Here is a 26,225-nt window from a genome sequence, read left to right on the forward strand (position 1 = left end):
CGGGGTCTCGGTTGGGGCAGCGCGTGCGGCTCAGATCGCGTCGAGCGGGATCTTCAGGTAGCGCACGCCATTGTTCTCGGGCTCGGGCAGGTGGCCGGCACGCATGTTGACCTGCACGGACGGCAGCATCAGCACGGGCATGTCGAGCGTCGCGTCGCGTGCGGTGCGCATCGCGACGAAATCGTCCTCGGTCACGCCGTCCTTCACGTGCACGTTCGCGCGGCGCTGCTCGGCCACCGTCGTCACGAACTGCACGTCGCGGCCGCCCGGCTGGTAGTCGTGGCACAGGTACAGGCGCGTGTCGGGCGGCAGCGCGAGCACGCGCGCGATCGAGCGGTACAGCGTGCGTGCGTCGCCGCCGGGGAAGTCGCAGCGGGCCGTGCCGTAGTCGGGCATGAACAGCGTGTCGCCGACGAATGCCGCGCGCTGCGTCGCGTCGTCGACGCAGTAGGTCATGCACGCGGGCGTGTGGCCCGGCGTGTGCAGCGCGCGGATCGTCAGCGCGCCGAGCGCGAGCGTGTCGCCGTCGTCGACGAGCCGGTCGAACTGGCGGCCGTCTTCCGCGAAGCCGGGGCCGGCGTTGAACAGCGTGCCGAACACGTGCTGCACGCGGCGCACGTGCGAACCGATCGCGATCCGGCCGCCGACCCGCGCTTTCAGGTACGGCGCGGCCGACAGGTGGTCGGCGTGCACGTGCGTTTCCAGCAGCCACTCGACGGTTGCGCCGAGTTCGGCGACGCGGGCGATCAGCCGGTCGGCGCTGGCCGTGCGCGTGCGGCCGGATGTTGGGTCGTAGTCGAGCACGCTGTCGATCAGCGCGCACGCGCGGCTGTCGGTATCGAGCAGGAGATAGCTGACGGTGTGGGTCGCCGGGTCGAAAAAGCCTTCGACCGACAGGGCGGGGGCGTTGCTCACGGGGTGTCCTCGATCGGGTTCTGCATCTGCAATCGCGATCTTTACTTCAAGAAGCGTGCCAGCCAGCGGTGCGGCATCGGCCGATTAGACAGGGGCTTGATTCGGCTCGGGTTTTCGGTGCGTCGGCGGCCTCGTGATGGTGGCAGCGACACCCGGTGGCGGACGAAGACTGCCACAACTGGCAGTGTCGTGGCAGAATTGGCAGTCCGCCTGGCAGTCCGCCCGGGCGCCTCTTCACCGAGCGAGCCTCCGCATGCATCCGCACGACACCATTCCGATCGTTCCCGCGCCGCGTCGCGACGCGCTGCCGGACGTGCGCGCGCTCGTCGCTTATCTCGAGCAGGACCCGCAGCCGATGATCGTGGTCGATCCCGACTACCGCATCCTCGCGGCGAACGAGGCGTACCGGCGCCAGTTCGGTGTAGCCGGCGTCGAGCACGTGGGCCGGCACTGTTTCCAGGTTTCGCATCACTACGACGTGCCGTGCGACCAGGCCGGCGAGCATTGCCCGATGAAGCAGGCGCTCGAATCGCGCGGGCTGAACCGCGTGCTGCACATCCATCGCACGCCGCGCGGCCCCGAGCATGTCGACGTCGAGCTGCGGCCGATCTTCGATGCGGACGGCAACGTGATCGCCTATGTCGAGCGGCTGACGACGGTGCGCAGCGCATCCGCGCAACCGAGCGCGGAGGGGCTCGTCGGCGGCTCCGACGCCTTCAATGCGGCGCTCGGCGCGCTGCAGCGCGTCGCGCCGTGGACGCTGCCGGTGCTGCTGCTCGGCGAATCGGGCACCGGCAAGGAACTGTTCGCCCGCGCCTTGCACGAGGCGAGCGATCGCGCGATGGGGCCGTTCGTCGTCGTCGATTGCTCGGGGATCGCCGAGACGCTGTTCGAGAGCGAACTGTTCGGTTACGAGAAAGGCGCGTTTACGGGCGCGAACCAGCGCAAGCCGGGCCTCGTCGAAACCGCGCAGGGCGGCACGCTGTTTCTCGACGAGATCGGCGACGTGCCGCTGCCGATGCAGGTGAAGCTGCTGCGGCTGATCGAGTCGGGCACGTTCCGGCGCGTCGGCGGCGTCGAGGCGCTGCGCGCCGATTTCCGGCTCGTCGCGGCCACGCACAAGCCGCTGCGCGAGATGATCGACGACGGCCGGTTCCGGCAGGATCTCTACTACCGGATCAACGCGTTTCCGATTCCGCTGCCGGCGTTGCGCGAACGGCAGGGCGACGTCGCGCTGCTGGCCGAGTCGATCCTGCGACGGATCGCGAATGCGCGCGGCAAGGCAGGCGACGCGAATGCGCGGCCGTACAGGCTGACCGAACACGCACGCGCGTGCCTCGACGCGTATGCGTGGCCCGGCAACATCCGCGAGTTGCGCAACGTGCTCGAACGCGCGTGCCTGTTCGCGGACGACGGGACGATCCGGGTCGAGCATCTGCCGGCCGAACTGGTCGCGGCAGCGGCGGCGCCGCAAGATCCCGCGGCGGACGCGCGCGACGTGCCGGACGCGGAACTCGTGCGTATCGCGCGTACGTTCGACGGCACGCGCAAGGCGCTTGCCGAGCGGCTCGGGATGAGCGAGCGGACGCTGTACCGGCGGATTAAGGCGCTCGGCGTAGGTTCGCGCGAGCGTTGAACGCGCATGTCGCGCGCGGCTGGCAACGGTACACGGGTTTGCCGATAATGACGTATTCCCGTTCCGCCTCTTCGCCGATGAACCGACGCTTCCTTTCGCCTTGCCTGTTTCTTGCGGCCGCCGTCTCGTGCAACCCGGCCCAGGCCGCCGACTATACGTGGACCGATGCGGCCGGCGCGCACGCGGTGACGCTGGCCAGGACCGAGTCCGGCGACGATGTCGAGCTGAAGGTGGCGGCGACGCTCGACGGCCATCCCGACTGGACGGTGCGCGACTACGTGAAGGCCTGTCCGGTCGATGTGATCCTCGACGTCGTACCGAAGTCGATCGAAATGCGCGACCTGCTCGGCAACGGCCGCAAGCAGTTCCTGTTCGCGTACAAGATCGGCTGCCGCGGCGACGTCAGTGCCGATCAGGTCAAGTATTTCCTGGTGGATGCCGGCACGAAATACGTGCTGCGCGGCGAGGAAACCGTGACGGTCAACGGCAAGTTCGTCGACGGCGGCGCGGCGCCCGTGCCGAACGCGGACCTGAAGGCGCAGCCCGTGCTTCTGCGTTACATGACGAAGCGCTGGCGCGGGATCAGCGCACGCAACGACTAGGCCGGCGGCCGATGCGTGCAGGGTGATCGGGCGGCACACCGCGGCCCGTCCGCCGCCCGCCTCGTCATGCGCTCAGCGCACGGGCGCCAGTTGCCATCGCTTCGCGCACGAAACCGAGCAGCGTCTCGTCGGTCCACGAATCCTTCGTCAGCGCCGGCTCGTTCATCAGCGCCGCGCGGAATTTCGCGTGCGTGGCCGGATCGTGCCCCGCGTAGCTGCGGAACAGTTCGAGCCAGCGCTGCGCGAGCGCGCGGCCTTGCGGCGAATCGGGCCGCGTGCCCGCGTCGATCGCGTCGCGCACGTCGGCCATCAGTTGCGGCCATTCCATCGCACGTTCGGCGTAGTGCGCGCGCATGAAGCGGATCTCGTCCGGCGCGAGGTACGGCTCGAAGAGCCGCATCTTCGTTTCCGACGATGCGCGCAGCACGTAGTCGCGCAGCGCGGTCGAGATGCCGATCTTCGACTGCATCGCCGGTTCGTGCTCGTGCATCCGGTTGAGCTTCGCGAGCAACCGCGGATCGTTGTTCGTGTCGCGCACGAGCAGCGCCATCCAGCGTGCGGCGAGCGCACGCACGCGCTCGTCCTCGGCGGGCACGCCCGCGTCATACAGCGCACGGACCTCGTCGACGAGCGCGATCCATTCCGCGTCGCCCGTCTGGCTCTTCCGGTACATCGGCATGCGCGCGAGTTCTTCCTCGGAGAAATATTTGTCGTACACGGTCATCAACTCCAGTGTGGTGAGCCAATCGGCCAGTTCCGGCTCCGTGCCCGCCGCGAGCTGCGCATGCAGGTTCACGAGCCGCTCGCGCAGCTGCGCGGTCTGCGCCAGCTGACGGTCGAGCAGCGCGATCTGCTTCGCGACGAGCTCGACGAGCGGGGTGCCGGGCTGGTTCAGGTGATCGCCGATTTCGGCGAGCGACAGGCCGAAGCGACGCAGCGCCTGGATCTGGTGGAGCCGGGCGATGTCGTGGCGGTCGTACAGCCGGTAGCCGTTGTCGGCGCGCGCCGAAGGCGTCAGCAAACCGATTGCGTGATAGTGATGAAGCGTGCGGACGGTCAGTCCGCTGCGTTTCGCCAGTTCTCCCACTTTCAGCCGCATTCGTTCCTCCGTTCGGTGCGCACACTGGAGTCTCGAACGTTACGCTACGTGAGGGTCAAGCGGAAGATCGGCATTCGGCGGCCGGACGCGTGCGGGGTCGCCGCACGCGGCCGGCCGAAGGGGCCGGTCATGGCGTCGAAGGGGCGGTATCGGGCGCGGCGGCGTGGGCCTGCTGGCCGGTTGCGGCATCGCCGGCCGTGCTGCCGGTCTTGGCGGATGTGTCGCCGTTGCCGGCCGGCGGCGTGCCCATCGCCTGGTACAGCCGCGCGGTATTCGCGAACCGCGCGCCGGTCGCGCGGATCTCGTCGAGCCGCGCGTTGCGGTACTGCAGCTCGCTCGCGCGCGCGGCCGACGGCGGCAGCGCGCCGAGCCGCACGCGGGCCGCCGCGTCGTCGTATGCGCCGCGCGCTGAAAGGGCGGCACGCGACGACGCATCGAGCGCTTCCGCATCGTGTTCGAGCGCCGCCAGTGAATCGGCGACGTTCTGGAACGCGCCGAGCACGGCCTGCTTGTACTGGTCGACCGCGGCCTCGTAGGTCGCCTTCGCCGCACGGCGCTGCGCGAGCAGCGCGCCGCCGTGGAAGATCGGCTGGCTCAGCGACGCGCCGACGTTCCAGATCGCGCCGGCGCCCGACAGCATCGTCGGCCAGCTGAAGCCGCCTCGTCCCATCGCGGCCGACAGCGACAGCTGCGGGAACATCTGCGCGGTCGCGAGGCCCACTTCGGCCGCGGCTGCCTTCAGCCCCGCATCGGCCGCCTGGATGTCCGGGCGGCTTTTCAGGAGGTCCGACGGCACGACGACGGGCACCTGCTCGGGCAGATGCAGATCGGCGAGCGCGAGATCCGCCGGCGGCCGGTCGGGCGTGCGGCCGACCAGCACCGCGAGCGCATGCCGCGCCGAGTCGCGCTGCTGGCGCAGCGCGGGCAGGCTCGCCGCGAACGTGTCGGCGCTTTGCCGCGCGTTCAGCGCGTCGCTGCGCGACGCCGAGCCGAGCGCATAGCGGCGTTCGGCGTCGTGCGCCTGGTCGTTCGCGAGCGCGACGAGCCGCTCGGTCGTGCCGATCTGCGCGTTGAGCACCGACACGGTGATCGACGCGGTGACGATGTTCGCGGCCAGCGCGCGCCGCGCGGATTCGAGCTGGAACGCGCTGACGTCGACGCGTTTCGCGAGCGCGCGGTTCGCGAAGCGCGACACGCCGAACAGGTCGATCGTATAGCTGGCCTGCAGTTGCCCGACGAACGTGTCGTACAGCAGCGTCGGCGCGCCGAGCGCGGGAATCGGCACGCCGAGCGCGCGCTGGCGTGTCGCCTGGGCGCCTGCGTCGATCGACGGCAGCATCGAGCTGCCGATCTGCCCGCGCAGCTGTTCGCGCGCGGCGTCCAGCGAATGCGACGCCGCGCCGAGCGTCGGGCTGTTGCGCAGCCCTTCGTCGACGAGCGCGTTCAGCGCGTCGGAGCGGTACTGTTTCCACCAGTCGGGCACCGGCTGCGCGCCGACTTCGAACTGCTGCGCGACGCCTTGCGCGGACACGGTCTGCTGTACTTGCGGCACGGTGCCGTAGTGCGCGGGCGACGGCATCGCGGGCGGCTCGCCGCTCGGCGCGAACCACGCGCAGCCCGCGAGCGGGCCGGCGAGGCTCGCCACCGCGAGCGCCCGCACGGCTTTCGTTTTCAGGTTCATCGATTCATCCATGGTCAGGCTCCCGACGGCGCGGCCGATGCGCTGCCGCCTGGCGGCGGGCCGTCCTGCGGGTCGCGTTCGTCGCGCTTCACGCGGAACCACGTCGCGTACAGCGCGGGCAGGTAGAACAGCGTCAGCACGGTCGCGCTCGTGATGCCGCCCATCAGCGCGGTCGCCATCGGCCCGAAGAAGTTCGAGCGCAGCAGCGGGATCAGCGCGAGCACGGCGGCCGCGGCCGTCAGCGTGATCGGGCGGAACCGCCGCACGGTCGCGCCGATGATCGCGTCGATGCGGCCGTGGCCCACCGCGATGTCCTGCTCGATCTGGTCGACGAGGATCACCGAGTTGCGCATGATGATCCCGAACATCGCGATCACGCCGAGCATCGCGACGAAGCCGAACGGCTGGCCGAACAGCAGCAGCGTCGCGACCACGCCGATCAGCCCGAGCGGCGCGGTCAGCACCACCATCAGCACGCGCGAGAAGCTCTGCAGCTGGATCATCAGCAGCGTGAACACCGCGATCGCCATCAGCGGCATCTGCGCGTTGATCGACGCCTGCGCCTTCGCGCTTTCCTCGACCGAGCCGCCGATGTTGATCTGATAGCCGACCGGCAACTGCGCGCGCAGCGCGTTCAGCTTCGCGTCGACCGCATGCGTGACGTCGATGCCCTGGGCACCGGCGCGCACGTCCGACTGCACGGTGAGGGTCGGCTGGCGGTCGCGCTCCCACACGACGCCGTATTCGAGCGTCGGCGTGAAGCGGCCGAGCGAGCCGAGCGGCACGGGGCCGTTCGGTGTCGGCAGCGCGAGGCCCGCGAGCTTCGCCGGATCGACGCGATCGGCCTTCGGCGCGCGCAGGTCGACCGCGATCAGCTTGTCGCGCTCGCGATACTGCGTGACGGTCGTGCCGGACAGCGTCATTGCGAGGAAGCTCGATACGTCCTGCGACGTGACGTTCAGCTCGCGCGCCTTCTTCTGGTCGATCTCGAAGCGCACCGAGCGCTCGGCCGGCTCGTCCCAGTCGAACTGCACGTTGACCGTGCGCGCGTCGCCGCGCATCGTCGCCGCGACCTTCTCGGCGATCGAGCGCACCGTCGCGATGCTGTCGCCGCTCACGCGGAACTGCACCGGATAGCCGACCGGCGGGCCGTTCTCGAGCCGCGACAGGCGCCAGCGCACGGCCGGGAAGCGGTCGCGCAGCGTGGTTTCGAGCCAGGTCGCGAGTTTTTCGCGATCCTCGACCGATTTCGCGGTGATCACGAACTGCGCGAAGTTCGGCAGTTGCAGCTGCTGGTCGAGCGGCAGGTAGAAACGCGGCGCGCCGCTGCCGACGAAGTTCACCGAATGGTCGATCTCGGGGCGCTTGTCGATCGCCTTCTCGAGGCGTTCGGTTTCGCGCAGCGTCGCCGCGAACGACGCGCCTTCGGGCAACCGCAGGTCGACCAGCAGCTCGGGACGGTCGGAGCTCGGGAAGAACTGCTGCGGCACCAGCGAGAAGCCCATCAGCGACACGACGAACAGCGCGCCGGTGATCAGCAGCACGACGAAGCGCCGTTCGATGCACCACGCGATCCAGCCGCGCAGCCGGCGGTAGAAGCGCGTGTCGTAGATGTCGTGTTCGTGATCGTCGGGCAGGTGCGCCTCGTGCGCCTGGCGCTTGCGCTCGGGCAGCAGGTGGTAACCGAGCAGCGGGATCAGCACGACGGCGGCGAACCACGACGCGATCAGCGCGATCGCGGACACCTCGAAGATCGAGCGCGTGTATTCGCCGGTGCTCGATTTCGCGAGCGCGATCGGCAGGAAGCCCGACACGGTCACGAGCGTGCCCGTCAGCATCGGGAACGCGGTGCTCGTGTACGCGAACGCGGCGGCGCGTGCGCGGCTGTAGCCCTGTTCGAGCTTCACGGCCATCATTTCGACCGCGATGATCGCGTCGTCGACGAGCAGCCCGAGCGCGAGCACGAGCGTGCCGAGCGACACCTTGTGCAGCCCGATGTCGAACAGGTACATGAAGAGGGCGGTGACCGCGAGCACGACCGGAATCGAGATCACGACGACCATCCCGGTGCGCAGGCCGAGCGACACGAGACTCACGACCAGCACGATCGCGACGGCTTCGGCGACGGCTTCGAGGAAGTCGTCGACCGAATGCGACACCGCGTGCGGCATGCTCGACACTTCGGTCAGCTTCAGGCCGGCCGGCAGTTGCGCCTGCAGGTCCTTCGATTCCGCGTCGAGCGCCTTGCCGAGCCGGATCACGTCGCCGCCCGGCTGCATCGTCACGCCGATGCCGAGCACGGCCTTGCCGTTCGCGCGCATCTGCGTGACGGCCGGGTCGTCGTAGCCGCGCTCCACCGTCGCGAGATCGCCGAGCCGGAACGTGCGGCCGTTGATGCGGATCACCGTATCGGCGATCGCGTCGACGTTGTCGAACTGGCCGCTCGGCCGCACGAACACGCGATCGTCGGCGGTGGTCAGCACGCCGGTCGACGAGATGTCGTTCTGCGCGTTGATGGCCTGCCCGAGCTGCTGCGGCGAGATGCCGAGGCGCGTGAGCTGCGCGTTGTTCACCTCGATGAAGATCCGCTGGTCGGGATCGCCGAAATAGTCGACCTTGCCGACGCCCGGCACGCGCAGCAGCACGGTGCGCAGCTGATCCGCGTAGTCGTGCAGTTGCGCGGGCGTGAAGCCGTCGCCCTCGAGCGTCCAGATGTTGGTGTAGACGTCGCCGAACTCGTCGTTGAAGAACGGGCCCTGCACGCCGGGCGGCAGCGTATAGCCGATGTCGCCCACTTTCTTGCGGATCTGGTACCAGGTCTCGGGCACGTCCTTCACGGGCGCCGAATCCTTCATCGTGAAGAAGATCAGCGATTCGCCGGGGCGCGAATAGCTGCGCAGGAAGTCGATGGCCGGCGTCTCCTGCAGCTTGCGGCCGATCCGGTCGGTCACCTGTTCCTGCACCTGCCGCGCACTCGCGCCGGGCCAGAACGTGCGGATCACCATCACGCGGAACGTGAACGGCGGGTCTTCGGATTGCGCGAGGCGCGTGTAGGCGAGGATGCCCGCAAGCGTCGCGAGCGCGATCAGGTAGACGACGAGCGCCTGGTGGCGCAGTGCCCACGCCGACAGGTTGAAGCGGCCTTCTTCGTGCGGGGTGCTCACGATGCGAAGTCCTCCGGATGCAGCGGGGCGACCGGGCGCACCTTCTCGCCCGCGTTGACCGTATGCACGCCCTGCAGCACGACGCGCTCGCCCGGCTGCAGTCCGTGCGACACCGTCACCGTGCGCTCGTTGAAGCGGGCGACGTCGACGCGGCGCAATTCGAGCGTGTCGTCCTTCGCGCGCACGACCCAGACGGCCGGCTGCGCGCCGTCGTGGAACAGCGCGGTCGCGGGCAGCGTGACCGGCTGCGCGTCGCCGGCGGCCGGCGCGCCGTCGAGTGCGACGTTCGCGGTCATGCCGAGCCGGATCGCCGGGTCGGGTGCGGCGAGCGTGAGCCTTACGCGATAGGTGCGGCTTTGCGGATCGGCGGCCGGCGCGATTTCGCGCACCTTCGCGGCGAACTGGCGCCCCGGCAGCGACGGCAGCGTGACGGTCGCCGCATGGCCGGGCGCGAGCGACGCGAGCGCGGCCTCGGGCACGTCGCTGACGACGTCGACGTCGCCCGACCACGCGAGCTGGTAGACGGGCTGGCCGGCCGACACGTTCTGGCCGGTATCGGCCTGTTCGGCGGTGATGTAGCCCGCATGATCGGCGACGAGCGTCGCATACCGAAGCTGGTTCTTCGCGAGCGCGAGCTGCTGCTGCGCCTGGTCGCGCTGCGCGAGCGCCGACGTGTAGCTGTTCTGGGTCTGTTCGAGCTGCGCGGTCGCGATCAGGTGTTCCTGCGCCTGCGCGCGATCGCGGTCGAGCTGCTGCTTCGCGAACGCGAGGCTGTGCGTCGCGGCGTCGAGTTGCGCCTGTGCGCTCGCGGCGTTTTTCTCGACATCGGACGGATCGAGCAGCGCGACGACCTGGCCGACCTTGACCGTGTCGCCGAGGCGCACCTTGCGCTCGATGATCTTGCCGGCGATGCGGAACGACAGCGGGGTCGCGTAGCGCGGCTGGATGTCGCCGGGCAGCGAGCGGGCCGCCGCCGCGGTGTCGGCCCGCGCGGGCAGCGCGACGACGGGGCGCGGGGCCGGCGGTGCGGATTCTTTCGGATGACAGGCGGCAAGGACAAGCGCGGCGCCGATCAGCAGCGTGGCGCGGGAACCGGAGCGATTCACGAAACCCCCAGGTGAGGTAGAGCGGAACGAAGCCGGCAAGCGCGGGAGCGCTTGCCCCAAACGGCGCCGGCACGGGCGCGCGGACAGCACTTTCGAAAACTGTGGCGAATTCTAATACACACCTGTATCTGAATGCAAAGATGAATCTGAAAGGGGAATGGTGCTAGACTGCGCGCCATGAAACCACAGCGCTTAACTCGCGAGCAGAGCAGGGACCAGACGCGCGAACGTCTGCTGAAAGCCGCGCATCGCATTTTTCTGAAGAAAGGTTATGTGGCCGCGAGCGTCGAGGACGTCGCGGCGGCGGCCGGCTATACGCGCGGCGCGTTCTATTCGAACTTCCGCAGCAAGTCCGACCTGCTGCTGGAATTGCTGGAGCGCAACCACGCGGAGGTGCGGGCCGATTTCGAGGCTATTTTCGAAGGCGGCGGATCGCGCGAGCAGATGGAATCGATGTCGCTCGCGTATTACCGCACGCTGTTTCGCGACGACGAGTATTCGCTGCTGTGGGGCGAGGCGAAGCTGCAGGCCGCGCGCGACGCGAAGTTCCGCGTGCGCTTCAACCAGTTCCTGCACGGCAAGCGCGTGCAGATGGCCGAGTTCATCGAGCGCTTCGCCGAACGGTCCGGCACGCCGCTGCTGCTGCCGGCGGACACGCTCGCGTTCGGGTTGATGTGCCTGTGCGACGGCGTGCAGTCGTACTACACGGCCGATCCGCAGCACGTGTCGGCCGACGTGGCCGAATCGGTGCTGGCGGGGTTCTTCGCGCGGGTCGTGCTGGGGCGCACGCCGGACTGACCGGCGCGGGCGGGCCGGCTGCGCGCGTCAGCGCTCGCCGGTCATCCGGCGGTAGGCGTCGAGCAGCGAGGTCTTGTAGACGACCCCCGCGAGCGTCGGTTCGGCTTCGCTTTCGATGACCGGCAGCCGTTCGCCCTGGAACGCCATGAAGCGTTCGAGCGCGGTCGCGAGCGGCATGTCGGGCGTGAGCAGCGGAAACGGCGTGTGCGCGTAGTGCGCGGCCGTCTTGTCGGCCGTGTCGCGCTTGTCGAGCAGGTCCGACGTGATGTCCTTCAGCGCGACCGCGCCGCGAAAGCGTCCCGCGTCGTCGGTCACGTACAGATACTTCACCGGGTATTCGAGAAATACGCGCGTCATGTCGGCGACGCTTGCGGTGAGCGGGACGACCGTCTGCGCGGGCTGGATCAGCTCGCGCATCTGCGTGGTGCGCAGCCGCTGCCGCTCCTGTGCATCCTGGTAGTGGTGCTGCGTGATCTCGTACATCGACGTCGTGCCCGTCGCGCGCGCGACGAAGTACGCGAACACGCACGACACCAGCAGCGGCAGCACGACCTGGTAGCTCAGCGTCATCTCGAAGATCATCAGGATCGCCATCAGGGGCGCCTGCGTGGCGCCCGCCATGAACGCCCCCATCCCGACGATCGCATACGCGAAATAGGCCGACGTATGGCCGGGCCACAGCGCGTCCATCGCGAGCCCGAACAGCGAGCCGAATACCGCGCCGACGAACAGCGTCGGCGTGAACACGCCGCCGATCGCGCCCGAGCCGGCCGTCGCGGCCGTCGCGATCACCTTGAACACGAGCACCGCGACGAGCGCCTGCCAGGTCCACGGCGCATGGAGGATGTGGTTCACGACGCTGTAGCCGTTGCCCCAGACGTCCGGAATCCACACCGAGATCACGCCGACGACGAGGCCGCCGAGCGCGAGCCGCACGGGCAGCGGCACGGGCAGCCGCTTGAACTGGTGCTTCGACGCGTCGAGCAGGTGCAGGAACTGCGGCGCGAGCACGCCGCATAGCGCGCCGAGCACGACGAACGGCAGGACCTCGGGGCCCGTGACGGCCGGAAACACCGGCATCTCGTACGGCGGCCGGTAACCGGCGAATTCGCGCATCACGATGTTCGCGACGACCGACGCGACCACCATCGGTCCGAAGCTCTCCATCGCGATCGTGCCGAGCACGATTTCCGACACGAAAAACGCGCCCGCGATCGGCGCGTTGTAGGCGGACGTGATGCCGGCGGCGGCCCCGCAGGCGACCAGCAGGCGCAGGCGCGGCGGGTCGAAGTGCGCGAAGCGGCCGACGAGCGACGCGGCGAGCGCCGCGAGCTGCACCATCGGGCCCTCGCGGCCGATCGAGCCGCCGGTGCCGATCGTCAGCAGCGACGACACGCTGCGCCACAGGCTCTGCCGTACCGGCACGACGCCGTTGCCGAGCGCGACGGATTCCATGTAGTCGGTCTTGGCGGCTTGCCTGTCGCCGCGCGTCGCGAGCAGCAGCACGCAGCCGGCGAGGAAGCCGCCCGCCGCCGGCATCCAGAACCGGACGTACCACGGCAGGCTCTTGGCCATCAGCACGAAGCTGCCGCTGTGCCCCGAGATCAGGCGCTGCATCAGGTCGATGCCTTCGCGGAACGCCATCGTGGCGAAGGCGCCGCCGACGCCGACGATGGCCGACCAGATCAGCATCGTGTGGGCGTCCGACAGGCGGAACAGCTTTTGGGCGCGAGTACGCAGCTTCAGCAGGAACGAGAGCACGGCTGAAAGAGGGCGATGGAAAACGACGCGAAGCATAGCACTGCGCCGCGCCGGCGGGACGGTCCCGTCGGGCGCGGCGCGCGAAGTGTCACGGGCGGGCAATTCAGCCAAGCCAGTGCTGCACGGCCCAGGTGATCCCGTAGCCGCCGACGAGCAGCCACACGTACAGGATCAGGCCGGTCATCAGCGCACGCGGGCCGGCGGCGCGGATCTGCGCGACGCGGGTCTCGATGCCGAGCGCGGTCATCGCCATCGTCAGCGCGAAGGTGTCGAGCACGTTCAGCGTATGCGTGACGTCGGTCGGCAGCACGTTCAGCGAATTGACGATCACGAAGCCGAGGAAGCCGAGCGCGAACCAGGGTACCGCCACCTTGCGCTTGCCGTGCGCGCCGCCGGCCGTTGCCCGCGCCGAGCGGGCGAGCCACCAGCCGAGCACCAGCAGCACGGGGACCAGCAGCATCACGCGCGTCATCTTCACGATCGTCGCGACGTGTGCGACCTCCGGGCTGATGTCGCTGGCCGCCCCGACGACCTGCGCGACTTCGTGGATCGTGCCGCCGAAGAACAGGCCGAGGCCGGCCGGATCGAGGTTCAGCAGCCCGGCGTGATACGCGACCGGGTACAGGAACATCGACAGCGTGCCGAACAGCACGACGCTGCCCACGGCCATCGCGCTCTGGTGCGGCTTCGACTGCAGCGTCGATTCGAACGCGAGCACGGCGGCCGCGCCGCAGATCGCGCTGCCGGCGGCGGTCAGCAGCGCGGCGTCGCGGTCGAGCTTCATCAGCTTCATGCCGGCCCAGGTGCCGATCGCGAGCGTGCTGACGACGACCAGCACCGATACCGCGAGGCCCGGCAGGCCGACCTGCGCGATTTCCTGCAGGCTCACGCGCAACCCGAAGAACGCGACCGCGATGCGCAGCAGCTTGCGCGCGGAGAAGTTCACGCCGGCGGCCCAGCTGGCCGGCATGCCGTCGCGCAGCGCATTGCCGTACAGCGCGCCGGCGACGATGCCGACGATCAGCGGCGACAGGCCGAGCCCCGCGATCGCGGGAAGCTCGGACAGGCTCGTGACGGCGGCGGCGAACAGCGCGACGAACAGCACGCCGTTCAACTGGCCGCGCATCGACGGCGCGGCATGGCTGAGAGGGGGAGTCGGAGCAGTGGACATGAGAGCACCGTGATGGAGCGTGTGGCGATGCTGTAATCCTAATTTTGTTATATCGATATGAAAAATTGTGATTTGTGACGTAAACTATCCGGAAAGACGATAATTCGTCCCCATGACCCCGGATCAACTGATAACGTTCGCCGCCGTCGCCGAACACCTGAACATCAGCCGCGCCGCCGTGGCGCTGCATCTGTCGCAGCCGGCCGTGTCGGGCCAGTTGCGGCTGCTGCAGGACGAATTCGGCGAGCCGCTGTACCAGCGCGACGGCCGTGGCATTCGCCTCACGCCGGTCGGCGAGCAGCTCGCGCAGTACGCGAAGGCGCAGCGCGACACGTTCGCGCAGGCGCGTGCGTTTCGAGACGCGGTGCGCGGGCTCGAGGCCGGCACGCTGCGCATCGGCGCGAGCACGACGCCCGCGAGCTACCTGCTGCCGTACCTGATCGCGGCGTTCCAGCCGCTTGCGCCGCGCGTGACCATCCAGACGATGAGCGGCAATACGGCCGACGTCGTGGCCGCGCTGCCGTCGCTCGACATCGCGCTGATCGAGGGGCCGCCCGGCGAGGCGCTGCCGCCCGGTACGGCCGTCCATGCGTGGCACGAGGACGAGATCGTCGCGATCGTGCCGGCCGGCCATCCGCTGGCCGCGCCACGCTACGACGCGGGGGTGACGCTCGATGCGCTCGCCGCGCACCCGCTCGTGTTGCGCGAGGAAGGGTCGGCCGTGCGGCAACTCGTCGAGCGCGCGTTCGCGCACGGCGGCGCGCCGATGCGCGTCGCGTTCGAGATCGCCGGGGTCGAGGCCGTGAAGGAGGCCGTGCGCGCGGGGATGGGCGTCGGCTTCGTGTCCGCGATGTCGCTGCGTCACCCGGATGCGGCGCTCGTGCTGCGCTCGCTCGCGCCGGCGCCGCTCACCCGGCATTTTTCCATTCTCTTGCCGCACGGCGGCGCGCCGTCGCGCGTGGCCGCGCAATTCCTCGACATGAGCCTCGCGCAGGACCTCGCCTGAGGCGCCGAAACCGCCTGCCGGGCCCGCGCGGGAACGGGCGTTGCGGGCTGCCGGGCGCGCGTTTGCGTCCCGCCAGGTCTTAGGGATTTCCTCTATGGCGTGGCTCCGGCGCGAGGCGCACCATCCGTCTCAAGCAAATGGAACCGGTTCCATTCCGGTAAAAAAGGGCAAAATGGCAGACATCGTGATCGTGGCGAGCGCATTCGGGATGGACCGGGTGCGCCAGGAGGGCCACAGTGCATTCATCGCGACCGTCGCGGCATCCGGCGCGACCGGCTTCGAGGTGCGGCGCGAACTGTTCGCGTCGGACGACGATGCGACGCCCGGCGCGCTGACCGCGCTCGGCGCGCAGATCGCCGGCCACGGGCTGTGGTCGGTGTACTCGACGCCGGCCACGCTGTACACGGAAACGGGTGCGCTCGACGCCGATGCGTTGCACGACGCGCTCGCGGAAGCCGACGCGCTCGGCGCGCGCTTCGTGAAATTCCAGCTCGGCGGTTTCGCCGGCGACGCGCACGCGGCCGACATCGTCGCGCTGTCGCGCGGCGCGAAGGCGCGTGTGGTGGTCGAGAACGGCCAGCTTCCGGTCGGCGGGGCGCTCATGCAGTTCCGCGGGCTGTTCGACGCGCTGGCCGCGGCTGGCGTGCGCGATGCGCTCGGGATGACGTTCGACATCGGCAACTGGCAGTGGCCGGGCGAAGCGCCGCTCGATTGCGCGCAGGTGCTCGCGCCGCATGTCGAATACATTCACTGCAAGGCCGTCGAAGGCGAGGGCGCGCGCCGTTTCGCGGTCGCGCCGGCACCGGACGACGCGCTCGTGACCGGCGTGCTCGCGGCGCTGCCGCCGCACGCGCCGCGCGGCATCGAGTTTCCGTTCGACGCGGCCGATCCGGCGGGCGATGCATGTCGCCGGGTCGCATGGCTCGCGGCCGCGTGATCGCACCCGCATCCCGAGGAGTTCATTCATGAAAGCAGCACTCGATGTCGTGACCTACGGCGAAGCGATGGCGATGTTCGTCGCGGCCGAGCCCGGCCATCTCGCGCAGGCGGGGCAATTCACGAAGCGGATCGCGGGCGCCGACCTGAACGTCGCGATCGGCCTGTCGCGGCTCGGTTTCCGGGTCGGCTGGATGAGCCGCGTGGGCCGCGATTCGTTCGGCGGCTACGTGCTCGACACGCTGGCGCGCGAAGGCATCGACGCGTCGTGCGTGACGGTCGATCCGCGTTACCCGACCGGTTTCCAGCTGAAGTCGCGCAACGACGACGGCAGCGATCCGACCGTCGAATATTTCCGCAAGGGCTCGGCCGCGAGCCATCTGTCGTGCGACGACTACGTGGCCGACTACGTGCTCGGCGCGCGCCACCTGCACCTGACGGGCGTCGCGCCGGCGATCTCCGCGACCTCGTGCGAGCTGGCGTTCCAGCTGGCGCGCGAAATGCGCGCGGCCGGCAAGACGATCTCGTTCGACCCGAACCTGCGCCCGACGCTGTGGCCGTCCGCCGACGTGATGGCGAAAACGCTGAACGCGCTCGCGACGCTCGCCGACTGGGTGCTGCCGGGCCTCGCCGAAGGGCAGCAGCTCACCGGGCACGACACGCCGGCCGACATCGCGGGCTTCTATCTCGCGCAGGGTGCGCGCGGCGTCGTGATCAAGCTCGGCGCCGAAGGCGCGTATTTCCGCACGGCCGACGGCCGCGAGGGCACGGTCGTGGGCGAGCGCGTCGAACGGGTGGTCGACACGGTCGGCGCCGGCGACGGTTTCGCGGTCGGCGTGGTCAGCGCGTTGCTGGAAGGCCGCAGCGTCGAGCAGGCCGTCGCGCGCGGCAACCGGATCGGCGCGCTCGCCATCCAGGTGATCGGCGATTCGGAAGGGTTGCCGACGCGTGAAGCCCTCGACCGGCTCGAAAATGTCAGCAATCGCACCGATCGCTTAGAGGAAACCGTCACCGCGCAATGAGAGGCCGGACACGGCACAATCCGCGGATCCATTTCGTGTGCGACGCACACGCAGTTTTGTTCCAGGCCGACGGGTGTCCAGGCACCCAGTCCGGTCGACATACGGAGACACGCTCATGGCAGCCAATCTTGCAACCCGACGCTGGTGGACGATCATGCCGATCGTGTTCATCACGTACAGCCTCGCTTACCTCGACCGCGCGAACTACGGGTTCGCGGCGGCGGCCGGCATCAACCAGGACCTCGGGGTCAGCAAGGGCCTGTCGTCGCTGATCGGCGCGCTGTTCTTCCTCGGCTACTTCTTCTTCCAGATCCCCGGCGCGATCTATGCGGAGCGCCGCAGCGTGAAGAAGCTCGTGTTCGTCAGCCTGATCCTGTGGGGCGCCTGCGCGGCACTCACGGGCGTGGTCAGCAACATCCCGTCGCTGATGGCGATCCGCTTCGTGCTCGGTGTCGTCGAAGCGGCCGTGATGCCGGCGATGCTGATCTACATCAGCAACTGGTTCACGAAGAACGAGCGCTCGCGCGCGAACACGTTCCTGATCCTCGGCAACCCGGTCACGGTGCTGTGGATGTCGATCGTGTCGGGTTATCTCGTGCATGAATTCGGCTGGCGCCACATGTTCATCGCCGAAGGCGTGCCGGCCGTCATCTGGGCCGTGTGCTGGTGGTTCCTCGTGCAGGACAAGCCGGCCGATTCGCCGCGGCTCTCGGCACAGGAAAAGCGTGACCTCGACGCCGCGCTCGCGGCCGAGCAGGCAGCGATCAAGCCCGTGCGCAACTACGGCGAGGCATTCCGCTCGCCGGCCGTGATCAAGCTGTGCGCGCAGTATTTCTGCTGGAGCATCGGCGTGTACGGCTTCGTGCTGTGGCTGCCGTCGATCGTCAAGAACGGTTCCGAGCTCGGGATGGTCGCGACCGGCTGGCTGTCCGCGCTGCCGTATCTGGCGGCGACGATCGCGATGCTCGCCGCCTCGTGGGCCTCCGACAAGGTCGGCTCGCGCCGCGGCTTCGTGTGGCCGTTCCTGCTGATCGGCGCGGCCGCGTTCGCCGCGTCGTACGCGCTCGGCTCGTCGCATTTCTGGATCTCGTATGCGCTCCTGGTCGTCGCGGGTGCGGCGATGTATGCGCCGTACGGCCCGTTCTTCGCGATCGTGCCGGAACTGCTGCCGAAGAACGTCGCCGGCGGCGCGATGGCGCTGATCAACAGCATGGGCGCGCTCGGCTCGTTCGTCGGCTCGTACTTCGTCGGCTACCTGAACGGTGCGACCGGGTCGCCCGTCGCATCGTATGCGTTCATGAGCGCCGCGCTCGTCGCCGCGGTGATCCTCACGCTGTCCGTCAAACCCCAGGCGCGCGATGCGCATCCGCTCGCCGCGCCGCTGCAAGGAAAATGAAACATGAAGCCCCGTATCGTCGCGTACAAGCCGCTGCCCGATGACGTTCTCGCGTACCTGCGCGAGCATGCGGACGTCGTGCAGGCCGATGGCGCCGATGCGCTTGCCGCCGCACTCGGCGACGCGGACGGCGCGATCGGCGCGAGCCTGAAGGTCACGCCGCAGATGCTCGATCGCGCCCCGCGGCTGAAGGCGTGGTCGACGATCTCGGTCGGCTACGACAACTTCGACGTCGCCGATCTCACGCGCCGCGGCATCGTGCTCGCGCATACGCCCGACGTGCTGACCGAGTCGACCGCCGATACGGTGTTCTCGCTGATCCTGGCGTCCGCGCGGCGCGTGGTCGAACTGGCCGAGTGGGTCAAGGCCGGCCACTGGCATCGCAGCATCGGCCCCGACCTGTACGGGACCGACGTGCAGGGCAAGACGCTCGGCATCGTCGGGCTCGGCCGAATCGGCGGCGCGGTCGCGCGCCGCGCGGCGCTCGGCTTCCGGATGCAGGTGCTGTACGCGAACCGCTCCGCGCATGCGGAAGCCGAGACGCAGTACGGCGCACGGCGCGTGACGCTCGACGCGTTGCTCGCCCAGTCGGATTTCGTGTGCGTGCAGGTGCCGCTGTCGCCGGAGACGCGCCACCTGATCGGCGCACCCGAATTCGCGAAGATGAAGCGCGGCGCGATCCTGATCAACGCGTCGCGCGGGCCCGTCGTCGACGAGGCCGCGCTGGTCGACGCGCTGCGCGCGGGCACGATCCGCGGGGCGGGGCTCGACGTGTTCGAGCAGGAGCCGCTGCCGGCGGATTCGCCGCTGCTGCGGATGAAGAACGTCGTCGCGCTGCCGCATATCGGCTCGGCGACGCACGAGACGCGCCACGCGATGGCGCGCTGCGCCGCGGAAAACCTGGTCGGCGCGCTGGCCGGCACGCTGCGCACGAATCTCGTCAATCCGGACGCGCTCGCGCACGCCTGAGCCGCCGCCGGCACCCGGCCGGGACGGCGCGGGCACGGTTAGAGTCGAGGGTCTTGGTGCGGGCGGGCCGGCTGCGTTATGATCGCCCGCTCTCGTTGCATCGACGCGCCGGCTACACTGCCGGTGGCGTCGCGCGGCGGGAATCCGCGCCAGGTCCGGGCGGCCGATTGCCGATGCACGCGACTGGCGGGCGCTGGTCGACCGCGAAACACGGGGCCGGCGCAGGCGCAGAAGCGCTCAGACAGGGGAGTCCGCCGGGTGGCTTACGTTTCCAACAACAAAGGTCCGTCTGCTCACGAAGCGGCGCGGATCGTACGTCGCGAGGCACGACAGTGACCGATTCGCAACCTTCCACGACGCGTCCGGCGACGATCAGCGACGTCGCGCGCGAGGCCGGCACGGGCAAGACCAGCGTGTCGCGCTACCTGAACGGCGAAACCCACGTGCTGTCCGTCGATCTGCGCCAGCGGATCGAGTCGGCGATCGCGCGGCTCAACTACCGGCCGAACCAGATGGCGCGCGGGCTCAAGCGCGGCCGCAACCGGCTGCTCGGCATGCTCGCGGCCGACCTGACCAATCCCTACACCGTCGAAGTGCTGCAGGGCGTCGAGGCCGCGTGCCATGCGCTCGGCTACATGCCGCTCATCTGTCACGCGGCGAACGAGGTCGAGATGGAGCGGCGCTTCCTGCAGCTGCTCACGACCTACCGGGTCGAAGGGCTGATCGTCAACGCGCTCGGCGCGGAGGAGGACGTGCTGCGCCCGTTGCGCGGCGCGGGGATCCCGGCCGTGCTCGTCGACCGGACGGTCGAGGGCTTCGAGGCCGACCTGATCGGCCTCGACAACGCCGACGCGATCGAGATGGCGCTCGCGCACCTGGTCGAACACGGCTTCGACGCGATCCATTTCGTCGTGCAGCCGTTCGAGCGCGTCAGCTCGCGGCGCGTGCGCGAGGCGGCATTCCGCGCGGCGCTCGACGCGCGCGGGCTGCCGGTGCCGCCGACGGTCGTGCTCGACCTGAACGCGCCCGACGCGGCCGCCGCGGCGCTGGCCGACATCGACACCCGCATCGACGCCGCCTCGCGGCGCGGCGTGCGTGCGGCGCTGTTCGCCGCGAACGCGCCGGTCGCGCTCGCGATCGCGCGCCACCTGCGTGCGCGTTTCGGCGCCGCGTGGCAGCAGAAGGCGGCGCTGCTGTCGATCGACGATCCGGAATGGGCCGAGCTGATCGGCATCACGACGATTCGTCAGCCGACCTACGAAATCGGCTACAAGGCCGTCGAATTTGTGCACGAGCGGATCGACGGCGCGGCGGGCGACGTACGCGTCGCGATGCTGCCCGGCGAGCTGTGTGCGCGCGCGTCGACCACAAGCTGAGTATCATGCGGGGCACGCAGCGCGTCAGGTGCGCTGCCCCGAACAAGGAAATACATGACTGTCGCTCCCGTCACGCTGGCGCTGCTGATCGCCGCCACGCTGATCATCGCGCTGCTGCCGCTCGTCCTCTTCCGCATCCTGCGCAAGCCGCTTGCGCTCAATCGCCGCGACACGATCGTCGGCGTCGCCGTCTTCACGCTGTTTGCGATGATCGCCGAGCGCGCGTTTCACGGGCTCGTGCTGAGCCGCACGCCGGAGGACGGCTGGCTGACGCAGCCGCTCGCGTTCGTCGCGTACAGCGCGCTCGCGACGGCCGTATTCGAGGAAGCCGGCCGCTATCTCGGGATGCGTTTCCTGAACCGCCGCTACGGCGAGTCGGCCGGCGACGGCCGCGGGATCGGCTACGGGATCGGTCATGCCGGCGCCGAAGCATGGTTCGTCGGCGTGCTCGTGTGGGGCCAGTGGTCGTATCTCGCGTGGCTCGCGAGCCGCGGCCAGCTCGAGACGCAGTTGTCCGACCTGCCGGTCGACACCGTGGTGCGGCTGCACATGATGCTCGCGACGCTGTCGGCGCAGTCGATCCTGTTGTTGCTGCTCGAACGCTGCGCGGCGTTCGCGGTGCAGCTCGCGCTGTCGGTGCTGGTCTGGCGCGGCGTGCGCGCCGGTCGCGCGGGCGTGTTGCCGCTCGCGATCGTGCTGCATGCGCTCGCGGCCGTGCCGACGCTGCTGTACCAGGTGCGCGTGCTGCCGGCCGCGTGGGTCGAGGCCGCGTATTTCGTGCTGGGCGCGGTCCTGGTCGCCGTGCTGGTGAAGACGTGCCGGCCGTCGCGAACGGCAGCCTGACGGGGGAGCGTAATGGATGACTATCTGATCGAATGCCAGAGCGCGGAATTCGACGCGCTCGCGCGCGTGATCTGCGATCTCTTTCCGGAGCAGACGCGCTTTGCCGAAAGCAGCGATGCGCGCGGGCGCTTCCTGTCCGTGCACTGGCTCGCGATGCGTTTCGGCGCGACGCCGAAGCGGATGACGCTCGATATCCGCATCGTGCCGGCGGCGTTCGCGCGCTATCTTGCGCTCAAGCCGATGCAGCGTGCGCGCAGCCATGCGGTGCTGCATGCGTACACGGAAGCGATGCTCGGCTCGCTCGAGGAGCGGCATGCGGCCGGCGAGGCCGTCGAGCGCAACGCGGAACTCGAGCTCGACGAGGACTTTGCGTGAGCGGGTGCGCCGGCATCGTGCCGGCGCGGCGGGTTACGCGTCGCGGTAGACCTGCGCGAAGCGCTGCGCCTGCACGACGCCGTAGTCGCCGGGCGCGTATTGCATGACCCAGTCGCCGGCGACGCCGCGCAGCGTGTCGCCGTTTTCCGAGCGGGCGATCGTGAACGGCTCGTCCATCCGGCGGGCGAGCACGACGGCCGGCCGGTTCCGGTAGGCGCCCGGCGTGCCGTGCGCGAGTGCCGGATCGGCGGGCAGGTATTTGGCGTCGAAGCGTGCGCGCGACACGACCCAGCGATCGCCGGTCGAGCCGGTGATCAGCGCGTCGCCCGCGACGTAGCGGTTCGGACCTTCGAGGCTCATCAGTTCGCCGTCGGCATCCGCGAAAGCCACGGCGACGGTTTCGTCCTTGACGACGCGACGGGCCTGCGGATCGGTACGCAGATCGAGGTGCTTGAGTTCGAGCATGGCGGGAAGGTACGGGAAAGCTGGAAAAGCCGGGAGCTTATCCCGAATTCGGCGCGCCGTGTGGCGCGCCGATCGCCGGCGGAGACGCGGCGCCGTCCGCCCGGGCGGGGCAGCACGGCGCCGGCGGGGTGGGCGTCAGGGTTGCGCGGGTGCGCTGGCGGCCGGCGCGGCTGCCGCCTTGCCTTCCTTGCCCTTCGCCTTGCCCTTGCCGCGATGCTCGCCGCCGTGGTGCAGCCAGCTGCGGAACGTCGTGTCGGCCAGCGCCTTCTGCTCGGCCGGGAAGCTCTCGTAGAGCGGCGCGAAGGCGTCGGCGAGCTTCTTCGCACCGTCGGCGTTCGCCTGCGACAGTTCCGCATACTGCTTCATGTCGTCGAGTGCGGAGACGTCGTGCTTGGCCATCCGTTCGCTGTAGAGGCGGCCCATCGTTGCGCCGTTGTCGCGCATCGTGTCGGCGAACGTCTTCCACTGCGGTTCCTGCGCCGACGTGATCTTCAACTGGTCGTGCAGGTACTTGATGCGCTGCTCGATGCGCGCTTCGTGGCGTGCCGCGCGCTGCTCGGCGCTCGGGGCCGACGCCGCGGCCGTCGTGGCCGGGGCCTGCGCGGGCGCTTGCGGCTGTGCCGGGGTTTGCGCGAACGCGCTGGCTGCAACGGCGAGCGTAGCGAGGGTGAGCGAGATTTTCTTCATGATTGGCTCTCCGGGGTGGTGTCGTGCGAGCGGGCGCGGCGGTCACCGCCGCAAGCGCGCTTCTCGCGTCGCCGTTATTAGTAGCACGTTGCGTGCGGCGCGGCAGTGAATGCGACACTTGCTTACATCCGATACGAATCGAAATTGAAAGGCCCGGATTCGGGCGATGCCGGTTGGGCACGCGGGCGTTCGGCGCTATCATCGCGTCACCTTCCACTCAGCCGGCGCGTTGCGTGCCGGCCCAGCCTCATGCGTCCACCCCGCCTCGACCAACTCGACGATCTCGACCGGCAACTCGTCGCGCTGCTGCAAGCCGATGCGCGCGCCAGCGTCGCGGATCTCGCGCGCCAGCTCGACGTCGCGCGCACGACGGTCGTCGCACGCATCGCGCGGCTCGAACGCACCAACGTGATTGCCGGGTACAGCGTGCGGCTCGGGCAGGACGTGCTCGACGCGAGCATTTATGCGTACGTCGGCATCATCCTCACGCCGAAGTTCGGCAAGGACGTATTGCGCAAGCTCGACCGGATGCCCGAAGTGCAGCTGCTGTGCGCGGTGAGCGGCGAGTACGACTACGTCGCGTGGTTGCGCGCCGATTCGCCCGAACGGCTCAACGACCTGCTCGACCAGATCGGGACGCTCGAAGGCGTCGAGCGCACGACGACGTCGATCATCCTGTCGCGCAAGATCGATCGCGGGACGATCGGCGGCTGACCTGCCGCACGCGTTGCCGTGCGCGAGCGTGCCAGCGCGTGCATTGCGCGGGTTTGCGCGACGTCGTGGGGTTTCGCTTGCCGCCCGCCCGCGGCCATATTCGTCCCGACCGCCGGCGCATTGCCTGATGGGCAGGGTGCCGGCCGTCGCCTGCCTGCGCATCCGGCGCGTCTCTTCCTTCCGAACGCCTTCGTGTCGCCTGCTTCGACCGGCGTGCCGCTCCTGACGCGCGCGGTTCGTGCGTCGGCGCCATGCCATTCCTCGTCTTCGCCTTCGTCCTTCGTTCTTGCGCGTGAAGCCTGCAACGGCCTGCCTGCAGGCGCGCTTATACGCGATTTTTAGATGAATCGGACGTTTCGACGAAATGTATCGTCATAACGTCGAAATTATCGGTCGTTTCGCATCATTCTTCGTCTTGGAACTGATTTTGCGCGTCCCTAAACTGTGTTCATGGCTCGACGCCGTTCACAACACCAACCCATCATCAGGAGATAAGCGCATGAAAATCGCCATCGTCGGCGCAGGTCTGATCGGCCACACCATTGCTCACATGCTGCGTGAAACGGGCGACTACGAAGTCGTCGCGTTCGACCGCGACGCGGATGCGCTCACGAAGCTGTCGCGCGAAGGCATCGCGACGCAACGCGTCGATTCCGCCGATGCGAATGCGATTCGCGAAGCAGTGAAGGGCTTCGATGCGCTCGTCAATGCGCTGCCTTACTACCTCGCGGTGAACGTTGCCGCCGCCGCGAAGGCTGCCGGCGTCCATTACTTCGACCTGACCGAAGACGTGCGCGCCACCCACGCGATCCGCGAACTGGCCGACGGCTCCGACCGTGCGTTCATGCCGCAGTGCGGCCTCGCGCCGGGCTTCATCGGCATCGCCGCGCACGAACTCGTGAACGGCTTCAGCGAAGTGCGCGACGTGAAGATGCGCGTCGGCGCGCTGCCCGAGTATCCGACCAACGCGCTGAAGTACAACCTGACGTGGAGCGTCGACGGCCTGATCAACGAATACTGCCAGCCGTGCGAAGCGATCCGCGACGGCCGCAAGCAGTGGGTGCAGCCGCTCGAAGGCCTCGAGCACTTCTCGCTGGACGGCACCGAATACGAAGCGTTCAACACGTCGGGCGGCCTCGGCACGCTGTGCGAGACGCTGTCGGGCAAGGTCGAGACGCTCGACTACAAGTCGGTGCGCTATCCGGGCCACCGCGAGCTCGTCCAGTTCCTGCTGGAAGACCTGCGCCTGTCGACCGACCGCGACACGCTGAAGTCGATCATGCGCCGTGCGGTGCCGTCGACGAAGCAGGACGTCGTGCTGGTGTTCGTCACGGTGACGGGCGTGAAGGACGGCCAGCTCGTGCAGGACGTGTTCACGCGCAAGATCTTCGCGAAGGACGTGTGCGGGATGCACATGAGCGCGATCCAGATCACGACGGCCGGCGCGATGTGCGCGGTGCTGGATCTGTTCCGCGAAAAGAAGCTGCCGCAGAGCGGTTTCATCCCGCAGGAAAAGGTGTCGCTGAAGGCGTTCCTGTCGAACCGCTTCGGCAAGCTGTACGACGGCGGCACGATGGAGCGCGTGCACGCGCTCGCCTGACCCTCCGCCAGCCTCGGGCACGAGGGCCGTACGACGCCGGGAGCGCAGCAGCGCTTCCGGCGTTGTCGTTTGTGACGCGCAAGGCGGGAACGGTGCGGTGCGCTCAGGCCGGCAGCGGCGGGACGATCGTCGCAGGTTGCGGCGGCGGCACGATGCGGTACAGCAGCGCGTCGACGTCCGCGTCGGACGGTGCGGTGTTGTCGAACATCACGATGCCGTCGCATTCCTGGCCGGTCGGCACGAAGCGGCGCTGCCGGTATTCGTCCCAGTGCGCGAGCTTGTAGGCATCGTTCGGATTGCCGCGTGCGACGATCCGTGCGTGTGCAACGTCTTCCGACGTGTGGACCCAGACGACCGTCAGCGTGACGTCGGGCGCGATGCCGAGCCACGCGCGATCGAGGATGCGCCGGTCGCGCACTTCGCGCGACAGCGGGCCGACGACGATCGCGCTGATGCCGAGCGCGAGATTGTCGCGGGCCGTATCGAGCAGGCCGTGATATTCGGGATCGCGCAGGTGTTTCAGGTAGAGCGGGCTGTCGCGGTCGTTCGGATCTTCCGTGAGCGCGCCCATCGCGGCCGAGCTGTAGCGGCCGTACAGCGTGTCCTTGTCGAGCAGGCAGAACGCCTCGCCGGTGGCGCGCATCAGCGGCCCGATGAGCCGCTTCGCGAGCGTGGTCTTGCCGGTGCCGGCGTGACCGCAGAAGAACACCAGGTGCGTCACGAAGCCTGGCTCCCCGGCCGCGTGCCCGACGCGTCGTTGCGCCTGTCGCCGCGCGAGAAGACTTCCGCTTCCAGCCACATCGCGTTGATGATGCCGAAGCCGAGCGCCACGCCGATGCCGAGTATCCACGAGAAATACCACATAGGTCTGCCTCCTTGACGGTTGGGCCGCACGGGCGTTGT

General features: G+C 69.0%; 24 protein-coding genes. 13 read left to right on the forward strand and 11 right to left on the reverse strand.

All coding sequences use genetic code 11. The annotated features are described in order from the left end of the window. Positions 1 to 30 precede the first annotated feature (30 nt). Entirely contained in the window at positions 31 to 915 is an 885-nt protein-coding gene (locus HWX00_RS02420; RefSeq protein WP_034186815.1) for an MBL fold metallo-hydrolase, read from the reverse strand. Positions 916 to 1,168: 253 nt separating this feature from the next. On the opposite strand from HWX00_RS02420, the gene HWX00_RS02425 reads away from it, so the two are divergent. Next, positions 1,169 to 2,551, forward strand: coding sequence for a sigma-54 interaction domain-containing protein (locus HWX00_RS02425; RefSeq protein WP_175028092.1), 1,383 nt, complete (start codon positions 1,169 to 1,171; stop codon positions 2,549 to 2,551). A 77-nt stretch (positions 2,552 to 2,628) separates the two neighbouring features. Beyond that, the gene (locus HWX00_RS02430; protein WP_034186817.1) at positions 2,629 to 3,153 is read left to right on the forward strand and encodes a M949_RS01915 family surface polysaccharide biosynthesis protein; all 525 of its coding nucleotides are present in this window, start codon (positions 2,629 to 2,631) and stop codon (positions 3,151 to 3,153) included. A 64-nt stretch (positions 3,154 to 3,217) separates the two neighbouring features. Here HWX00_RS02430 and HWX00_RS02435 read toward each other — a convergent pair whose 3' ends face one another. The 4 genes from HWX00_RS02435 to HWX00_RS02450 all read right to left on the reverse strand — a co-directional run bounded on the left by HWX00_RS02435 (position 3,218) and on the right by HWX00_RS02450 (position 10,203). Further along, positions 3,218 to 4,252, reverse strand: coding sequence for a MerR family transcriptional regulator (locus tag HWX00_RS02435; protein ID WP_175028091.1), 1,035 nt, complete (start codon positions 4,250 to 4,252; stop codon positions 3,218 to 3,220). 127 nt (positions 4,253 to 4,379) lie between these two features. Next, complete coding sequence (locus tag HWX00_RS02440) at positions 4,380 to 5,945, reverse strand: efflux transporter outer membrane subunit (RefSeq protein ID WP_175028090.1); 1,566 nt, start codon at positions 5,943 to 5,945, stop codon at positions 4,380 to 4,382. 2 nt (positions 5,946 to 5,947) lie between these two features. Next, positions 5,948 to 9,097, reverse strand: coding sequence for an efflux RND transporter permease subunit (locus HWX00_RS02445; protein ID WP_175028089.1), 3,150 nt, complete (start codon positions 9,095 to 9,097; stop codon positions 5,948 to 5,950). Further along, positions 9,094 to 10,203 carry an efflux RND transporter periplasmic adaptor subunit gene (locus HWX00_RS02450; RefSeq protein ID WP_175028088.1) on the reverse strand — a complete coding sequence of 370 codons (1,110 nt, stop codon included), beginning with the start codon at positions 10,201 to 10,203 and terminating at the stop codon, positions 9,094 to 9,096. Before HWX00_RS02450 ends, HWX00_RS02445 begins: the two co-directional genes overlap by 4 nt. A 177-nt stretch (positions 10,204 to 10,380) precedes the next feature. On the opposite strand from HWX00_RS02450, the gene HWX00_RS02455 reads away from it, so the two are divergent. Further along, a complete protein-coding gene (locus tag HWX00_RS02455; protein WP_034186822.1) occupies positions 10,381 to 11,001 on the forward strand; it encodes a TetR/AcrR family transcriptional regulator in 621 nt (206 codons plus the stop codon). Between the two features lie 27 nt (positions 11,002 to 11,028). Here HWX00_RS02455 and HWX00_RS02460 read toward each other — a convergent pair whose 3' ends face one another. Both HWX00_RS02460 and HWX00_RS02465 read right to left on the reverse strand, forming a co-directional pair. Next, the gene (locus HWX00_RS02460; protein WP_197423870.1) at positions 11,029 to 12,762 is read right to left on the reverse strand and encodes a ClcB-like voltage-gated chloride channel protein; all 1,734 of its coding nucleotides are present in this window, start codon (positions 12,760 to 12,762) and stop codon (positions 11,029 to 11,031) included. Between the two features lie 103 nt (positions 12,763 to 12,865). Continuing rightward, positions 12,866 to 13,933, reverse strand: a complete 1,068-nt coding sequence (locus HWX00_RS02465; protein ID WP_034186824.1) for a YeiH family protein — start codon at positions 13,931 to 13,933, stop codon at positions 12,866 to 12,868. 112 nt (positions 13,934 to 14,045) lie between these two features. Here HWX00_RS02465 and HWX00_RS02470 point away from each other — a divergent pair, with 112 nt between their 5' ends. The 8 genes from HWX00_RS02470 to HWX00_RS02505 all read left to right on the forward strand — a co-directional run bounded on the left by HWX00_RS02470 (position 14,046) and on the right by HWX00_RS02505 (position 21,856). Continuing rightward, positions 14,046 to 14,939, forward strand: coding sequence for a LysR family transcriptional regulator (locus HWX00_RS02470; protein ID WP_175028087.1), 894 nt, complete (start codon positions 14,046 to 14,048; stop codon positions 14,937 to 14,939). A gap of 172 nt (positions 14,940 to 15,111) precedes the next feature. Next, positions 15,112 to 15,876, forward strand: a complete 765-nt coding sequence (locus HWX00_RS02475; protein ID WP_059557635.1) for a sugar phosphate isomerase/epimerase family protein — start codon at positions 15,112 to 15,114, stop codon at positions 15,874 to 15,876. 28 nt (positions 15,877 to 15,904) lie between these two features. After that, on the forward strand, positions 15,905 to 16,897 hold the full coding sequence (locus tag HWX00_RS02480; RefSeq protein ID WP_034186827.1) for a sugar kinase: 993 nt from the start codon (positions 15,905 to 15,907) through the stop codon (positions 16,895 to 16,897). Between the two features lie 115 nt (positions 16,898 to 17,012). Beyond that, a complete protein-coding gene (locus HWX00_RS02485) occupies positions 17,013 to 18,293 on the forward strand; it encodes an MFS transporter (RefSeq protein WP_175028086.1) in 1,281 nt (426 codons plus the stop codon). 3 nt (positions 18,294 to 18,296) lie between these two features. Continuing rightward, positions 18,297 to 19,262 carry an NAD(P)-dependent oxidoreductase gene (locus HWX00_RS02490; protein ID WP_175028085.1) on the forward strand — a complete coding sequence of 322 codons (966 nt, stop codon included), beginning with the start codon at positions 18,297 to 18,299 and terminating at the stop codon, positions 19,260 to 19,262. Between the two features lie 332 nt (positions 19,263 to 19,594). Continuing rightward, positions 19,595 to 20,638 (forward strand): LacI family DNA-binding transcriptional regulator, encoded by a 1,044-nt coding sequence (locus HWX00_RS02495; RefSeq protein WP_175028084.1) that lies wholly within the window; start codon positions 19,595 to 19,597, stop codon positions 20,636 to 20,638. 54 nt (positions 20,639 to 20,692) lie between these two features. Beyond that, positions 20,693 to 21,481: a YhfC family intramembrane metalloprotease gene (locus HWX00_RS02500; RefSeq protein WP_034186831.1), complete on the forward strand. Its 789-nt coding sequence runs from the start codon at positions 20,693 to 20,695 to the stop codon at positions 21,479 to 21,481. A gap of 12 nt (positions 21,482 to 21,493) precedes the next feature. Next, positions 21,494 to 21,856 (forward strand): DUF3022 domain-containing protein, encoded by a 363-nt coding sequence (locus HWX00_RS02505; protein ID WP_034186832.1) that lies wholly within the window; start codon positions 21,494 to 21,496, stop codon positions 21,854 to 21,856. A 33-nt stretch (positions 21,857 to 21,889) separates the two neighbouring features. Here the strand turns inward: HWX00_RS02505 and HWX00_RS02510 are convergent, their stop codons facing one another. Together HWX00_RS02510 and HWX00_RS02515 are read right to left on the reverse strand one after the other, a co-directional pair. Beyond that, positions 21,890 to 22,321, reverse strand: coding sequence for a PGDYG domain-containing protein (locus HWX00_RS02510; RefSeq protein ID WP_034186833.1), 432 nt, complete (start codon positions 22,319 to 22,321; stop codon positions 21,890 to 21,892). 135 nt (positions 22,322 to 22,456) lie between these two features. After that, positions 22,457 to 23,008, reverse strand: coding sequence for a Spy/CpxP family protein refolding chaperone (locus HWX00_RS02515; protein WP_034186834.1), 552 nt, complete (start codon positions 23,006 to 23,008; stop codon positions 22,457 to 22,459). 249 nt (positions 23,009 to 23,257) lie between these two features. On the opposite strand from HWX00_RS02515, the gene HWX00_RS02520 reads away from it, so the two are divergent. After that, positions 23,258 to 23,722, forward strand: a complete 465-nt coding sequence (locus HWX00_RS02520) for an Lrp/AsnC family transcriptional regulator (RefSeq protein ID WP_006481526.1) — start codon at positions 23,258 to 23,260, stop codon at positions 23,720 to 23,722. A 499-nt stretch (positions 23,723 to 24,221) separates the two neighbouring features. Then, complete coding sequence (locus tag HWX00_RS02525) at positions 24,222 to 25,322, forward strand: saccharopine dehydrogenase family protein (RefSeq protein ID WP_175028083.1); 1,101 nt, start codon at positions 24,222 to 24,224, stop codon at positions 25,320 to 25,322. Positions 25,323 to 25,425: 103 nt separating this feature from the next. Here HWX00_RS02525 and HWX00_RS02530 read toward each other — a convergent pair whose 3' ends face one another. Then, positions 25,426 to 26,043: a P-loop nucleotide/nucleoside kinase family protein gene (locus HWX00_RS02530; RefSeq protein WP_034186836.1), complete on the reverse strand. Its 618-nt coding sequence runs from the start codon at positions 26,041 to 26,043 to the stop codon at positions 25,426 to 25,428. Beyond that, positions 26,040 to 26,186, reverse strand: coding sequence for a cytochrome bd-I oxidase subunit CydX (gene cydX, locus HWX00_RS02535; RefSeq protein WP_049032060.1), 147 nt, complete (start codon positions 26,184 to 26,186; stop codon positions 26,040 to 26,042). The genes HWX00_RS02530 and cydX overlap by 4 nt, the downstream gene beginning before the upstream one ends. Between the last annotated feature and the right edge of the window lie 39 nt (positions 26,187 to 26,225).

The organism is Burkholderia seminalis DSM 23518, assembly GCF_902832885.1.
Lineage (GTDB): Bacteria > Pseudomonadota > Gammaproteobacteria > Burkholderiales > Burkholderiaceae > Burkholderia > Burkholderia seminalis.